The following is a 15564-nucleotide window of genomic DNA, read 5'->3' as shown; positions in this document are numbered from 1 at the left end:
GAGCTGATTCAAATCGACTTCGATTAAGATTATGCAACTGAGTTTATGGCTTCGTATTTTTTTTGCCGTTATTGGTATTCTGTTATTTTTAGATGGTGCAATATTGATCGCACTTAAAAAGATTCATATTGGGACGGTACTCCCTCTTCTACTTGGTCTTTTTTTCTGTTTATATTCGCTCTTTTATTACCATATTGAACGCTTCTTTTTTTATCATTTTCGCCTACATTCAATCTGGCGATTCGGCTGGTTATGCTTTTGGGTCTGGTTGGTCAGCTTAGGCTATTTCTTCCATTATCTTGCAAACAATACAACGAACATACAAGACACATCACCTGTGCCTGCAATCATTGTTTTAGGTAGTGGTGTTGAAAATGGACAACCATCTGCCACACTTGCCAAACGTTTAGATCGTGCAGCGCCAGTCGCTTTAGCTCAACCCAATGCAAAATTAATCCTTTCAGGTGGAGTGGATTTTGGTGAAACTGAGAGCGAAGCTTTGGTCATGTCACGTTATTTGCAACAGACCTATCACATTCCCACAGCACAAATTATCTTAGAAGATCGAAGCACCAGCACCGAACTAAATCTCAAGAATAGCCAACCGCTGTTAAAGGGACAGGATATTACAATTCAACAGCCAATAGTTATTGTCACAAGTGATTTCCATACGCTACGTGCCGCAGCAATTGCGAAAAAACAAGGCTACACAAATTTCACGATGGTCGGCTCAACAACACCACTAGCCACGCGATATAACGCATGGTTAAGAGAATATTTTGCTTATGTCAGTGGTTGGCTACTCAATGAATACTGATTAAGGTTTACCCCATCCATCAAGTATAAAATTATGGGTCTGTAAAATCTCAACAGACCCTACTTATTGATGGATTCGGATGTCACGCGGTAATGGCAAATTTAGCTCTTCAAAAATATCAGGACGTTGCAAATAGATTTGGTATAAAAAGTTCTTGATATCCAATAATAATGTATCTGGTGTCACCAACAGATTATTCCCCTCTGGGGTTAAATCTAAAGATAAAATCGTATTATTTTCTTTTAGAAATGGAATCATCTTTTCAATGAAATCCTTTAACGAGACTTCTTGAATACTATATTGCGCCCAATTATCTTTAATTAATAATTTTGCTAGACCTTTATTCTGCCAAACTGACAGGGCATGCTGACCTGAAGGTGTAGAACACAAAGCCCAACCATCGTGATATAACGCAATCACTTGACGTTGCAAAATAATATTTTGAATAAATTGGCGATAAGCGTCTTTTGATGAGGAATTCGATGTTGTTGTTTGAGATTTTGACGCGGCCTTACGTTGATAAGGATTTCTCATAAATTACTTCAATATTAGAATCATTATTGAGGCTAATCATAAAATAATTGGATATTGATTACAATGATTTGAGTGTCTAGAAAGGAGATATGGTGGGCGCTGACGGGATCGAACCGCCGACATTCTGCTTGTAAGGCAGACGCTCTACCAACTGAGCTAAGCGCCCTGAACGAGGATAAACAAAGCGAAGCTTTGTCCGAGTGCAAGAGAAAAATCTTTGATTTTTCTAGTTAACTCTCGTTTCAGAGATCAAGTATAAAGATACTTGTCAAAACTATCATTCTCTTAAAACGATATCAAGAGAATGGCGCAGCGGACGGGGCTCGAACCCGCGACCCTCGGCGTGACAGGCCGATATTCTAACCAACTGAACTACCGCTGCATCGGTATACTTCTTTACGAAGTAAGTATCACAAACTATGGTGGGCGCTGACGGGATCGAACCGCCGACATTCTGCTTGTAAGGCAGACGCTCTACCAACTGAGCTAAGCGCCCTGAACGAGGCCAAACAAAGCGAAGCTTTGTCCGAGTGCAAGAGAAAAATCTTTGATTTTTCTAATTAACTCTCGTTTCAGTGAAGTAGATAAAAAATTTATCCGACTTCATACTATTCCCAACCTCACAAATTTAAAGTGGCGCAGCGGACGGGACTCGAACCCGCGACCCTCGGCGTGACAGGCCGATATTCTAACCAACTGAACTACCGCTGCACTATAATTTTGCAATTATGGGTAAAACGATGTTAAAACTTAAGTGGCGCAGCGGACGGGGCTCGAACCCGCGACCCTCGGCGTGACAGGCCGATATTCTAACCAACTGAACTACCGCTGCACTTGAAGTTTTAACGTAAAGGCTTGGTGGGCGCTGACGGGATCGAACCGCCGACATTCTGCTTGTAAGGCAGACGCTCTACCAACTGAGCTAAGCGCCCTTAACGTCTTTATCGTTTGTGAGGTGCATTATAGAGAATCTTTACAGCGTGTCAAACGCTTTTGACACACTTTCCCGAAAAAACCGTGTGAGTGATTAAAAAATAAGTAATTCTTTGATAAATGCGGTATTTTCGTATTTTATTTAAACACTTATTCACATTTTCAGTATCAATCTTTCAAAGCCTGTTCTGAAATATAAACCAAAGCTTGTTCTGAAATTAGTTCAAAAAGCTCGATAATTTCATCATTCTTCATTCGGATACAACCATGCGACATTGGAATGCCCATCGGTTCTGTCTCTGGTGTGCCATGAATATAAATATAACGCTTAAAAGTATCACAGCCCTCCCCCTGATTAAATCCAGCTTCTAAACCATCTAGCCATAAGATTCGCGATAAAATCCAATCCCGTTGTGGGAATTGTTGTGCAAGTTGTTGATCATAGACTTCACCTGTCGGCTGTCTGCCAATAAATACCGTATTTCTTTCTGCATCAGCACCAATCTTTTGTGCGACTTGATGCCACCCTCTTGGCGTTTTGCCACTATTTTCTTGTTCGCCGATACCATTCTTGCCTGAGGAAATGACATAGAATTTATTGTGTTTCGGCAGTCGTAAAGTTTGCTGTGCCAAATCAATTAAAATATCAGCCTGTTCAAGTGTATAAGGCATTTTCAATCTCTATCTTTGATTCTATTGCTTTATTTCAACATAAAAATGCTGCGATTTCTGTAGTTTTGATTTGTAGTGAAAGATGATTTTCAATTTTTCGAGTGTTCACCACGACCTATGCATCGAGTGACTTTAATTATTCTATACCTCACGCGTATAGCCTCCGTGTTCTTGCGAAGCTTTAGACGTTTCTCAGGGCAAATCCTTAAAGTAGTGTTTTGAGTTTGCTTAACTCGCTATTCGAGCGTAGGTGCTCTGCTTCTTGCGAAGCTTTAAACGCTTCTCAGGGCAAAGCCTTAAAGCAGTGTTTTAAGTTTGCTTAACTCGCTATTCGAGCGTAGGTGCTCTGCTTCTTGCGAAGCTTTAAACGCTTCTCAGGGCAAAGCCTTAAAGCAGTGTTTTAAGTTTGCTTAACTCGCCACTCGAGCGTAGCTCTCGTCTTGCGCTCGGGCAAAGCGTTGCTTTGCTTATCCTCGCTCAGGCTCGGGGCGGAGCCATAGCCAAACAGCGACCGTAAACATGGTGACATTGGTAAAAACTTTGACTAAAAACGGCGCATTGGTAAAGAGCATGATGATACCGCTAATCAACATCATGATACTGGCAAGCCATTTTGCCTTACGCGGCACCGTGCCATTTTCACGCCAGTTACGCAATGTTGGGCCATATTTAGGATGATTGAGTAACCATGCATCCATTTGCGGCCATCCTTTCGATGCTGCCCACGCCGCGATAATCAAAAATACCGTCGTTGGCATCCCCGGTAGAATCGCACCAATTATCCCTAAGGTAATAAAAATGATGACTAAACTACGCCAAAACAATATTTTCATTTCGTATTTAACCAACGCGTCAAAACAACCGTGCTAGTATAAAGTGTTTTCATTGTCGTTTCTTAAACTTAGCGTATTATTTCCATGATTGAGTTTGCTTCATGCTTAAAATAATGACCCGCCCCGCTTTATTTGAACCGTGGTTACAGTTTAAGCATCCTATTGTACGACAGTTGGCTTTTTCCATTGCCAGTCCCAATATTTTGGCTCAAATCCCAAATGAACTAAACCTGAAAAATAGATTCAGCGTTCACAACGACCAAACTTGGCAAACGTTGTACCAGCAATATGAACCACGCTTGAAACAACTTGATCAACAACCAGAACCTCTACTTGACTTTCTCGCACGCCTTAAAAGCACTCGTTTAGGCTTACGTTTTGAAAATTTATTGTGGTTTTGGCTGTTGGATGATGCTTACCATCCCTATCAATTGCTTGGACATAGTATCCAAAAAATTTCAGGAGCAATCACTTTAGGCGAAATCGATTTTCTTGTGCTCAATCAACAAACGCAGGAAGTTGAACATTGGGAAGTTGCTCTCAAATATTATCTAGGTGAGAGCGAATTAAGTTTGTCACAATGGTTCGGACTGAATAGAGAAGATACCTTACATCGAAAATTAAAGCATTTTACCGAGCGTCAATTTCAGTTTTCAGAAGCGAATAATATTCAAATCCAGCGTAAATTTGCAGTGATGAAAGGGCAGCTTTTTTTGCCTCGCTCTCAAGATGAATTAACACTCCCAACATGGGTGAATGCCTCTAGACGTTTAGGGCAATGGGGAACTCACATTCCACAACTTTCTTATTATCGTTTACAGCGCCAAGAATGGCTTTGCCCAAACCAACTTGCATCTTCATCAACAGCGGATTGGTGGAGCGATGGCCTGTACCACAATACAACAGCCGAACCCTTCTTCTATATGTTTCGTCAGCCTTCTCTGCTATTTAAGCGGCGCTGATTTCATTAAATTTCAGTAAGTAACACTTTATAACACTTCTACCGTCAAACAATTATGTTCATTTTCATCTTATTTCTTTAGCCTCTTACATACACCATAATTAAATTGAGTCGGAGACAAGCATGAAAAAAATCTTAGTTGCGTCTATCATGGCCACTTTTGTTTTAACTGGCTGTAATACCTTCAAAGGTTTCGGTAAAGATGTATCTAAAGCTGGAGAAAAAGTAACGCAGTCTGCTGAAAAAACCCAAGATAAAATGTAATTTGAAAAAAAATAGACCAAAAAACCTTATCTTTGAAAAGATAAGGTTTTTTTTAACATACCTTTCTTGGCAATATTCCCCTATTATATCGGTTCAAATTTCACCAGATTTATCTACATCTCGCATGAACCATTCCGATACGCTTGAACTTAGTTTACAACTCCTCCGCCAACCGTCTGTTACCCCTGTTGACCATGATTGCCAAAATATCATGGCTGAGCGATTGGCAAAGATTGGTTTTAATATCGAAAACTTACGTTTTGAAGATGTTGATAACTTGTGGGCTCGTCGTGGCACGGAAAGTCCAGTTTTTTGTTTTGCAGGACATACAGATGTTGTTCCTACTGGACAACTAGATGCATGGAACTCAGATCCATTTTTACCATCCATCCGCGACGGTAAGTTATATGGGCGTGGTACTGCGGATATGAAAACAGCTTTAGCCGCGATGGTGGTTGCTTCTGAACGTTTCGTTGCAAAACATCCTAATCATAAAGGTTCTATTGCCTTTTTAATTACCTCTGATGAAGAAGGTCCATCGATTAACGGTACAGTTAAAGTTGTGGAAACCCTAGAAGCACGTCAAGAAAAAATGACATGGTGTTTAGTAGGTGAACCGTCTAGTACCCATCAATTGGGTGATATTGTAAAAAATGGGCGTCGTGGTTCGTTAAATGCTGTTTTAACCGTTCATGGTAAGCAGGGGCATGTTGCCTACCCTCATCTTGCAGAAAACCCAATTCACGCCTCATCTAAAGCGCTCAATGAGTTATGTGAAACCGTTTGGGACAATGGCAACGAATACTTCCCTGCGACCTCTTTCCAAATTTCAAATATCCAAGCAGGTACAGGCGCGACCAATGTCATTCCTGGTTCATTGAAAGTGACATTTAACTTCCGTTATTCAACAGAAGTTACTGCTGAAATCCTTCAACAACGTGTTCTCGACATCTTAGATAAGCATCAACTAAATTATAGCATTCAGTGGACCTTTTCAGGCTTACCATTTCTAACCCCAGTCGGGGAATTGGTCAATGCCGCAAAAGTCGCGATTAAAAATGTAACAGGTGTAGAAACCAAACTTTCAACCAGTGGCGGAACATCTGACGGACGCTTTATTGCCCCGACAGGCGCTCAAGTATTAGAGCTTGGTGTGTTAAATGCAACGATTCATCAAATTAATGAGCATGTAAACGTTGCTGACCTTGAACCTTTGGCAGAGATCTACGAGCAGATTCTAGAACAACTACTAGCAAAGTGATAACGACATAGATAAAAAAGGAGGAACTCAATCATCGGCTGAGTTCCTCCTTTTTATATTCTTTATAAACCCAATTGGGTTTGTATATTCTGCAAATTGGGAACATAAAATGTATTGCCGCCAATTTTCACATACTTAAAAACATTGGCATCATCAATTTCACCTTCATCATCAACGATCTCTGAGATACGTAAACGAATCGATGAAGGCATTTCATTACAGATCAAAGCAAAGCGTTCTGAAACATCATCACCTTCAACCACCAAGGCAACACCCTGTTTCTGGGTTGGATCATTTACCGCATAAATCGGCAGTTTTAAATCATGCCACTCAATATGATCAACCTGTGTCTGTGTATCCATCGCAGATAACACGATATTTTGCGGTAGCAGCATTGGAACTTTTTGATGACATTCAATAATGTATGCGTCAATAAATCCAGTTGAAACCGTAATTAAATGCTGCAACTCTTGCTGGTCAATTTGACCCAATATCGCATTTGCGCCTTTTTTCACCATAATTATTCACTCCTCAGCGCACAACAAGTAAGCTATCTATATTTTCCAAAAGTGTTTCCTCTTGGAATGGTTTACCCATGTATTGGTTTACCCCTAATGATAGGGCACGTTCACGGTGCTTCTCACCTGTCCGTGAGGTAATCATTATGATCGGTAGATTTCGATGGATTTCATGATGTCGAACCAGATTCGTGACCTCAAAACCATCCATTCGCGGCATTTCGATATCGAGTAACATTAAATCAGGTTTAATGGTTTCCAGTTGCTCTATCGCATCTACACCATCTTTCGCTGTCACAACATCATAGCCCTGACGTTCCAACAAGCGTGACGTAACCTTACGTACGGTGACTGAGTCATCCACAATCATAATCAAACGACGTTCGTCATAACGCTGTTTGGTGTATGTTTCATCTGCTTGTTTCGCACGTGGCGTTGACTGAGCTTGGCGAGCAATATTTTGACCATCTAAAATCAAGCAGACCTGACCATCACCGAGAATGGTTGCCCCAGCAATCACGCCAATACTTGAGAACTGTTGCCCAACTGGTTTTACAACAATTTGACCACGTGAACCAATGAGCTGGTCGATCAATAATGCGGTTGTTTGACCTTGTGCCCCTTTAATCAACAATACAGGCAGAGAATGCACAATACCGCTTAAGCGTGGAATCGGCTGCCCTGCCACAAACTCGGATAAATAACGCAAACGATAGCGCTCTTGATCAATATCGAAGTAGTCTTCTTGGCTATCAAAGTATTGCTCTAACGCCATCGGTGAAATACGCACAATACGATCAATTTGTGCCAGTGGGAAAGCAAATTGTTGGTCGCCCGCTTTCACCATAAGTGCATCGCTGACGGCCACTGTCGTCGGTACTCGAATGGTAAAGGTCGTGCCTTTGCCAAAAATAGAACTCACACTGACATGACCACCCAAAGCTTTAATATCACTTTGAACAACGTCTAAACCAACACCACGCCCAGAAATCTGAGTCACTTGTGCCGCGGTACTAAAACCAGGATGGAAGATAAACTGTAAAATCTCATCTTGATCAAGTTTTTGTTCTTTGGTCATTAACCCCGTTTGAATCGCCTTATCTTTAATACGATTTACATCAATCCCTTTACCATCATCACTAAAGCTAACAACAACATCTGTACCTTGACGACCGATATTTAAAACAATATGTCCTGTTTCAGGCTTTTTCGCTTGTAAGCGTTGCTCACGGTCTTCGATACCATGATCAATCGCATTTCGCAACATATGCTCAAATGGTGAGACTAGACGCTCCAAAATACTACGGTCTAATTCACCTTCGGTATTGTTCACAACCAGTTCCGTTGGTCGGTTCAAAGTAGATGCCGTTTGACGAACAATACGTTGTAAACGTGGCAACAGCCGTGAAAATGGAACCAAACGGGTACGCATCAAGCTTTCTTGAATTTCTGCTTGGATACGTGACTGTTGTAACAATAGACCTTCAGTATCACGGATCTTCTCAGAGAGTGTCGTTTTAAAGTCAACCAAGTCAGATGCTGACTCTGCAAGAGATTTTGACAACTGATTTAAAGATGAATATTGATCCATCTCTAAAGGGTCAAAATCAGCATAACGTGCATCTTCGCCACCATGTCGTGCAATAATTTGACTTTCTAACTCACCTTCCATTCGACGTAATTGATCCGCCAAACGCTTAATCGCGAGCTCCATTTCCGTCAACGTACCGCCCAACTGACCTAAATCCATCTCGATACGTGAACGGTTAATCGCATTTTCTCCTGACAAATCAATCATCTTCTCGATGACCTCAGCAGAAACACGTATCATCTCATTATTCTGTTCTACCCGCTCAGTTGACTCCCACTCACCTTGCATAGATGGTGGCTCAGTTCCATCACCCTGAACAAACTCCATGGTGTATTCAGGTGTAAAAATATCCCGTGCAGACAGCTTTTGTGGCAATTGTGCTGAAACGTCAACAAAGTCCATTTTTTCTAAATTATGTTTTAAACCATCAAAATTCGCATATTGACGTTTAAAGACAGCATCATTGAGCCATGCAAGCGCGGTATTGAGTAAGTTGTCGTATACATTTGAATTAAAATGATGCACACCAAATTGTTCAAACGCATTTTCTAAATGATAGGCAATGACGGCAACTGCATCTAGCTCAGCCATCCGCGCGCCGCCCTTTAAACTATGGGCATTACGTTGTAGTTGTAATAACACACTCCGATTACTACGTTGCTCGAACCATTGTTTTAATAACTGTTGAGCCTGTTCTAACAACTCTTCTGCTTCTTCAAGGAAGGTCTGTTCCACCAGTGAACGAACATCATCCTCGGCAGTTTCTTCATCAACCAACGCTACGATTTGATCAGGAAACTCCGCTTCAACAGCAACTTCTGTCTCAACTGAACTCAATTCTTCAGTTGTTCGCTCAATGTCGTCTGTCGCAGACTGCTGTTCAATCGTCTCATGTGTATCAGACAGCATTTCGACTTCACTGTCTTCAACTTGAACTACAGATTCAACCGCGTCAACGCTTGGCGCATGACTTACGCCACCATCAGATTGCTCTGCTTGCTGGAGTAACTGCACAACATGCGTTGATGGGTAGTCAACGTGTTGATCACGAATCGTCTGAATACGATCAGAAATATCATCTTGTACCAAACGAATCAATGCTATGAGCTGAGGTGTTGCTTGTAGTTGTTGATTGATGAGTTTTTCATAAATCGTTTCTAATTCATGCGCAATCAAACCAATATAAGGGGCTTGAATCATATTTGAACCACCTTTTAAGGTGTGCAAATAGCGCATCAAATTTTTCAGTGCATTTAGATTCTGCTGATCAACCGTCCATGTATTTAGATCAGCATCGATCCCCACCAATAACTCATCGGCTTCTTCTAAGAAGATATCCAGCAAATCTGGATCAAAGTTTCGATTGGATGCTGCGGATTGTAATTGTTGTTTATCCAGTACCAGTTGAGCAGCGAGATCGGTTACATCGACGGCAGCATGAGTAGTTACTGTCTGAACAGCAACATCTGTAGCAGACACTGTTGTTTCTTCATCGACGCTCTGTTCGCTAACAATTTGCGTAGCTACCTTGCTTTCAGCATCAGTCTTCGCTGTCGATGCTGTTAACTGTACGAGAGCGTCTACGACATGGGGCGAAGGATAATCTATTTGCTGATCTCGAATCGTTTGAATACGATCTGAAATATCATCTTGGACTGAGCGAATCATCGCAACTAAGTTCGGTGTTACTTGGAGCTGCTGATTAATAAGCTTTTCATAAATGGTTTCTAGCTCATGCGCAATCAGACCAATATGAGGGGCTTGTATCATATTTGCGCCACCTTTTAAGGTGTGCAAATAACGCATCAGATTTTTTAATGCATTGAAATTTTGACCGTCTACTGTCCAAGTATTGAGATCTGTATCGATCCCAGCCAATAACTCATCCGCTTCCTCTAGGAAAATATCCAAGAGATCAGGATCAAAATCGCGATTTGCTTCAGCAGATTGTAATTGCTGTTTATCTAAAGCAAATTGAGCCGTTAAATCAGTTGCAGCCTGTGTAGGTACATTGTTCTCTTCAATTGCGTCTATTTGTGTTGATTCTGCGGTTATGTCAATCGCAAGTTGATCTAACGACTCTACATTTTGTTGTGTAAATGAACTGAGCTCATTTAAAACACGCTCATGCACTTTGGTTAAAGTGACACGCTGTCCCGCTGCCAAGGTATCAAACAATTGAGTAAACTGTTGATGGACTTGGTGATATAACTCAAATGCAGCATCTAGATGAAGTAGATTTGGTTTAAAAATTAAATCTTGATAGCTTGAACGCAACAAACTTGTATATTGATACATCCCAATCGTTGCGTGATGATGGGTATGTTGCAACAATATTTCAGCTTGTTGACTAAGCAACTGTAGATATTGAGGAAATTCTGCACGTGCTCGTTTCTCAAAATCAGATTCCACATCAAGCAAATCATGGATATTGAGTTCCAACAACTGAGAAACTAGACCTTGTGGTCGCACCGAACCATTATGTTGTTCTTCTAATTGGAAGTCATAGCTATCCCATGCCGCATTGAATGTGGCATAGATTTCATCAGATTTCTGCGGTGTATCTTGTTGTCTTAAATTATGCAAATAATCACGAACGAATTGAGCATAATGCGTTAGTAAAGCAGTTTCATTTGAACTTGAATCTAGCTCATCTTGTAATAATGTTTTAAATAGATTTTCAACTTTCGAGCTTGCTTCAAAAATGTGATCCACATGCGCCATCGCAGAGCTACCACGAAGCGTATGCAAAGCTCGAATCAAAGTGTTGTATTGTTCATTTGTTTGGCGATCATCCTGTAAAAAATGATCAATGGTTGCCAGATGCTCTTCTGCTTCTTCCAAGAAAATTGCTAATGTCTCTTTAGCAAGCATCTCATCTTGGGCTGATTCCATTTCAGCTTTGGTGAATACCAGCTCAGCATCTGATTCGCGCTGTTCTAATGCCAGTTCGTTATCACTCACTGAATCATCAAGCAATTCCAGGCCTGTCAGATCATCATCATGCTTTAATTGATTGGCAAGATTCAATAAATCAGTCAATACAGAATCAGGTTTTTTCTGTTGTTGCAATTGTTGACCGAGTAAAACCAGTGGCCTTAAATCGATAATATGCGCTTTCACCGCTTTAAAGTCATGAATAAGCTTAAAGCGATAAACATTAAAAATGACCTGTACATACCGTTGGATTTCCGTATCGAACGGAATCGTTCCAGCTAAGACACGATTGAGCAGGTCTTCAACCGTCCAACCTAACTCCCCAGAAGATTTTGCCCCGACCATTCTTCCAGAACCTTTAAGGGTATGGAAATGTCGACGAATATCCGTGAGCACATTCTGTTGACTCGGCTGTTCAATCCATTGAACTAATAATGGCTCTAACTCAACAAAGATTTCATCTAATTCTTCAATAAAAATCTCAAGAATTTCTGCATCTTGTTCAAGATAACTGTCTTCAGGAAGCGTCATCGTTTCAACTAACGTTTTTAATATTTGTTTCATAGCGGCTTCTTTCGTTTTTATCCACCAGTTGTGGCTAAAAAATACGTGTATCTATCACACAAGATGTCGTTCCATTTTGCCATCACCTTGTTGAGATATCCTACATCTCTAAAAAAATGGAAAGACAGACACCCCCATCTGTCTTTCCAATCCGGCTTAATCCGGCAACTTAAAGTCAGTTACCGATTCACGTAAAGATTCAGCCATGTTTGCCAATTCAGAAACTGAACGCGCTGTATCAAACGTTGCTGTTGTTGTTTGTGACGTAATTTCCTGTACAACATTCATCGTCGTCGCAATATGGCTTGCTGAAGCAGACTGAAGCTTCGCAGCATCAGAAATGCTCGCAATCAGTTTCGCCAAATCACCAGATACGGTCTGAATCTCATCCAGTGCAATCCCTGCATCTTTAGCCAAGTTCGCACCACGCACAACCTCAGAAGTCGTTTGTTCCATTGAAATCACGGCTTCGTTGGTATCTGTTTGAATGGTTTTTACTAAGCTTTCAATCTGCTTGGTTGCTGATGCAGAACGTTCTGCAAGACGTTGTACCTCATCTGCTACAACGGCGAAACCACGACCTGCCTCTCCTGCCATCGATGCTTGAATCGCAGCATTCAATGCCAAAATGTTGGTTTGATCGGCAATATCATTAATCAACGAGACGATGTTACCGATCTCCTGAGATGATTCACCCAAACGTTTAATACGTTTTGAGGTTTCCTGAATCTGCTCACGGATATGATCCATACCTTGAATCGAACGGTTTACAACATGTGCACCATTGGTCGCAATTTTTACAGAACGGTGTGCAACCTCAGCTGATTCAGATGCATTGGCCGATACTTGGTCGATCGACAATGCCATTTCGTTCATCGCCGCTGATGCACCCGCGATCTCTTGTGCTTGATGCTCAGATGCCTCAGCCAATTGGTTGGTAATATTTTGCGTATTCTGTGTATATCGTGCAACTTCTTGCGAGGTGTCTGTAATTCGAGAAACGAGGTCACGTAACTGATCGATTGCAAAGTTAATCGAGTCCGCAATTGCCCCTGTAAAGTCTTCAGATACCGTCGCATAAGAGCGTAAGTCGCCGTCCGCCAAATCAGCAATTTCATCGAGTAAACGCAAAATCGCATTTTGGTTACGGTCATACTCATCTTGTAAGCGTGTCACACGTTCTTTATCGGTATTACTACGCAAAGCAAGTAGCTGTAATGCAGAGAAAACCAAGACAGCTAAAGCCAAAATCAAGGCAATACCTGCAAGCACGTTGCCCCAACCACCTTCAGCTTTATCTGATAAAGTCGTTAAAGATGAAAGGAGTGCATCAGATTGAGTGAAAATTTCAGAAGATGCTTGACGTACATGCACGATCTGATTGGCATTTTTCAAGACTGTATCTGCAGCTAATCTTAAAACTGAATCATAGTCTGATTTGATGCTATCGACCGACTCACGCAAATCAGATGAACCAATACGATCTACACCAAGCTCAGAGCTACCATTTAATTGTGCATTTAAGTAAATACCAAAGGTATCAATATCTGCACCAAAGTCATTGGCAGAAGCATTTGAGTTGTCTGTACCCACTAACACGGAGTTAATAGAACGTAAAATACGCTCGGCAATGAACACTTGGTTTTTAGTGATAATTACCTGACTACTTGGCATGTTTTCACGAACCATTTGGTCAACCATCAGGTTATATTCAGCCTGAATCTCAGGAATCGTTTCACTGATTGAAATGTTGGTTTCATAGAGTTGATTAATGACTTCTTCTTGAGACACAATCAAATCAATATGCTTTGCAACAGTCCCCCAAAGCGCATCAACCTTTTTATATTCTTCCGAATTGGTGTTATAGCGATTGCCCACAATTTCAAGATTTTCAGCGAATCGCTTTTCCGACTCAACCAAACTTTTCATTGATTCTGATGTGCCTGATGCGGTTGCCTCAGTTGCTTGACGCGAAATCATCTGCGACAACAAACGTAATTCACCTAAACTTCGAGTCAACTGATTAGAACGCGGCAGACTCACGAATAAATAGATTAAGAGGATAACTGCAAGGACCAAAGCAATTAAGGAACGATAGATAATTGGTTTTGATTTCTCAGTCTCACCAAATAAACGAGAAAACTGATCCACTTGAGTCCGAATTTTTTCTACAAAAGTTCCGCCCCGTTTCAATCCCGCACTATCACTACCATTCTTCTTTTTAAGTTTAAAGCCCATACCAGCTTCTCCCCGAAATACCTGTTAATTTTCCACAGCGTATTAAATTAGTTTATAAACTTTATTGATGCATTCATGTACTGCGGATTTTTTAATAATCGACTCAGTAAGAACACATGCCATTGCTGATTATGTTGGTGGAAATACCCCTGACAATAGTCTTTTAATTTATTGTCTAGCTCATCCGTTTGAGAGAAAAAACTCTTTTTATTGAAGTGCTGAATTCCCAAGACCTGATCTACGACCAACCCCACATAATGGTCTTGATGACTAATACAAATCACTTTTTGCATTGGAGAGAATTGACTTCGTTGCCCCGAAATAAAATGAGTTAAATCAGAAACTGAAAGCAAGCGTCCGCGGATATTTGCTAGACCACGCACCCATGCTTGAGTATTTGGTACCGGCGTATATTTCGGAGGATAAATCACCTCAGAAATTTCCCCCAATGGTGCAACAAAATATTGCCCGAACATTTCAAATGCGATACCAGACCAACGGCTGACTTCATTTTGACTTGAAGTATATTGTTTATTGCCTCGCTTGGATAAGCGAAGCAACTCGATAAATCCATTTGCTGCCATACTCTATCCCATATTGAGTCATGAAAAGCGGAGTAATGCGAAGACCATATTGAGCAACAATCAATTAACTTAATAATTCTTTGATTACGTCAATAAGTTGTTGTTCATCAACTGGCTTCGTCAAATAATCGCTTGCACCTTGACGCTTTCCCCACACTCGATCTGTTGCTTGATCTTTGGTGCTGACAATCACAACAGGAATATGCTGTGTTTCTTTTGCTTTACTAATCTGGCGTGTTGCTTGAAAGCCATTCATCCCTGGCATAACAACGTCCATAAGCACCAAGTCAGGCAATTCTGCTTGTGCCATCGTAACCCCATCCGCACCATTGGTTGCTTCTAATACATCATAACCGTGCTTCGTTAAAATTTCTCTAAAGCGAAATGTTTCAGTAGGTGAATCATCTACAATAAGTATACGAGCCATTTTGTCCTCAATTTTTAAATTTTATGCGCTAACATGGTTACGGATCGCACTTAACAGCTCATCCTTACTAAACGGCTTAGTCAAATATTCGTCAGACCCCACAACACGCCCTTTCGCCTGATCAAACAAACCATCTTTACTTGAAAGCATAATCACAGGAATATTTTGATAATTTAATGAATTCTTGATCAATGCACAGGTTTGATAACCGTCTAAACGTGGCATCATAATGTCAACAAAAACGATATCGGGATTGGCTTCAGCAATTTTTGATAATGCCTCAAAACCGTCAACCGCAGTAATTACCTCACAACCTTCCCGTTGCAATAAGGTCTCTGCTGTACGACGAATTGTTTTTGAATCGTCAATCACCATCACCTTTAAGTTTTGAAATTTATCTTCCATTTAATTGTTCCGCCCCATTCACTCA

Annotated in this window: 13 protein-coding genes and 6 tRNA genes; 4 read left to right on the top strand and 15 right to left on the bottom strand. The window is 41.0% G+C overall.

Features of this window, described 5'->3' with window-relative positions; all coding sequences use genetic code 11:
- Positions 1-31 precede the first annotated feature (31 nt).
- Entirely contained in the window at positions 32-817 is a 786-nt protein-coding gene (locus MMO38_RS01075) for a YdcF family protein (protein ID WP_241322148.1), read from the top strand.
- A 63-nt stretch (positions 818-880) separates the two neighbouring features.
- Here the strand turns inward: MMO38_RS01075 and MMO38_RS01070 are convergent, their stop codons facing one another.
- The 9 genes from MMO38_RS01070 to MMO38_RS01030 all read right to left on the bottom strand — a co-directional run bounded on the left by MMO38_RS01070 (position 881) and on the right by MMO38_RS01030 (position 3789).
- A complete protein-coding gene (locus tag MMO38_RS01070; RefSeq protein WP_241322147.1) occupies positions 881-1351 on the bottom strand; it encodes a DUF2750 domain-containing protein in 471 nt (156 codons plus the stop codon).
- Between the two features lie 90 nt (positions 1352-1441).
- A tRNA-Val gene (locus tag MMO38_RS01065) sits at positions 1442-1517 on the bottom strand.
- Between the two features lie 139 nt (positions 1518-1656).
- Positions 1657-1733 (bottom strand) — tRNA-Asp (locus tag MMO38_RS01060).
- A 38-nt stretch (positions 1734-1771) separates the two neighbouring features.
- Positions 1772-1847, bottom strand: a tRNA-Val gene (locus tag MMO38_RS01055).
- Between the two features lie 138 nt (positions 1848-1985).
- Positions 1986-2062: transfer RNA gene (locus MMO38_RS01050), tRNA-Asp, on the bottom strand.
- Between the two features lie 44 nt (positions 2063-2106).
- Positions 2107-2183 (bottom strand) — tRNA-Asp (locus tag MMO38_RS01045).
- A gap of 24 nt (positions 2184-2207) precedes the next feature.
- Positions 2208-2283: transfer RNA gene (locus MMO38_RS01040), tRNA-Val, on the bottom strand.
- Between the two features lie 169 nt (positions 2284-2452).
- Positions 2453-2956 (bottom strand): cell wall-recycling L,D-carboxypeptidase ElsL, encoded by a 504-nt coding sequence (gene elsL, locus MMO38_RS01035; protein ID WP_005195424.1) that lies wholly within the window; start codon positions 2954-2956, stop codon positions 2453-2455.
- Between the two features lie 467 nt (positions 2957-3423).
- On the bottom strand, positions 3424-3789 hold the full coding sequence (locus MMO38_RS01030; RefSeq protein ID WP_121928670.1) for a YbaN family protein: 366 nt from the start codon (positions 3787-3789) through the stop codon (positions 3424-3426).
- A gap of 101 nt (positions 3790-3890) precedes the next feature.
- On the opposite strand from MMO38_RS01030, the gene MMO38_RS01025 reads away from it, so the two are divergent.
- The 3 genes from MMO38_RS01025 (at position 3891) to dapE (ending at position 6275) form a co-directional block, all read left to right on the top strand.
- Positions 3891-4751, top strand: coding sequence for a DUF1853 family protein (locus MMO38_RS01025; RefSeq protein ID WP_241322146.1), 861 nt, complete (start codon positions 3891-3893; stop codon positions 4749-4751).
- 122 nt (positions 4752-4873) lie between these two features.
- Positions 4874-5014 carry an entericidin A/B family lipoprotein gene (locus MMO38_RS01020; protein WP_004669417.1) on the top strand — a complete coding sequence of 47 codons (141 nt, stop codon included), beginning with the start codon at positions 4874-4876 and terminating at the stop codon, positions 5012-5014.
- A 124-nt stretch (positions 5015-5138) separates the two neighbouring features.
- On the top strand, positions 5139-6275 hold the full coding sequence (gene dapE, locus MMO38_RS01015; protein ID WP_004669419.1) for a succinyl-diaminopimelate desuccinylase: 1137 nt from the start codon (positions 5139-5141) through the stop codon (positions 6273-6275).
- Positions 6276-6337: 62 nt separating this feature from the next.
- On the opposite strand, the gene MMO38_RS01010 is transcribed toward dapE, so the two are convergent.
- The 6 genes from MMO38_RS01010 to pilG all read right to left on the bottom strand — a co-directional run bounded on the left by MMO38_RS01010 (position 6338) and on the right by pilG (position 15539).
- On the bottom strand, positions 6338-6793 hold the full coding sequence (locus MMO38_RS01010) for a hypothetical protein (RefSeq protein WP_005195417.1): 456 nt from the start codon (positions 6791-6793) through the stop codon (positions 6338-6340).
- A 13-nt stretch (positions 6794-6806) separates the two neighbouring features.
- Positions 6807-11885, bottom strand: a complete 5079-nt coding sequence (locus MMO38_RS01005; RefSeq protein WP_241322145.1) for an Hpt domain-containing protein — start codon at positions 11883-11885, stop codon at positions 6807-6809.
- Positions 11886-12041: 156 nt separating this feature from the next.
- On the bottom strand, positions 12042-14123 hold the full coding sequence (locus tag MMO38_RS01000) for a methyl-accepting chemotaxis protein (RefSeq protein ID WP_005195414.1): 2082 nt from the start codon (positions 14121-14123) through the stop codon (positions 12042-12044).
- Positions 14124-14170: 47 nt separating this feature from the next.
- Entirely contained in the window at positions 14171-14707 is a 537-nt protein-coding gene (locus MMO38_RS00995; protein ID WP_004669427.1) for a chemotaxis protein CheW, read from the bottom strand.
- Positions 14708-14771: 64 nt separating this feature from the next.
- The gene (locus tag MMO38_RS00990; RefSeq protein WP_004669429.1) at positions 14772-15134 is read right to left on the bottom strand and encodes a response regulator; all 363 of its coding nucleotides are present in this window, start codon (positions 15132-15134) and stop codon (positions 14772-14774) included.
- Positions 15135-15155: 21 nt separating this feature from the next.
- Entirely contained in the window at positions 15156-15539 is a 384-nt protein-coding gene (gene pilG, locus MMO38_RS00985) for a twitching motility response regulator PilG (RefSeq protein ID WP_004640629.1), read from the bottom strand.
- Positions 15540-15564: the final 25 nt, after the last annotated feature.

The organism is Acinetobacter sp. NIPH 1852 (assembly GCF_022549455.1).
Classification (GTDB): Bacteria; Pseudomonadota; Gammaproteobacteria; order Pseudomonadales; family Moraxellaceae; genus Acinetobacter.
This window is presented reverse-complemented; position numbering and strand designations above follow the sequence as displayed.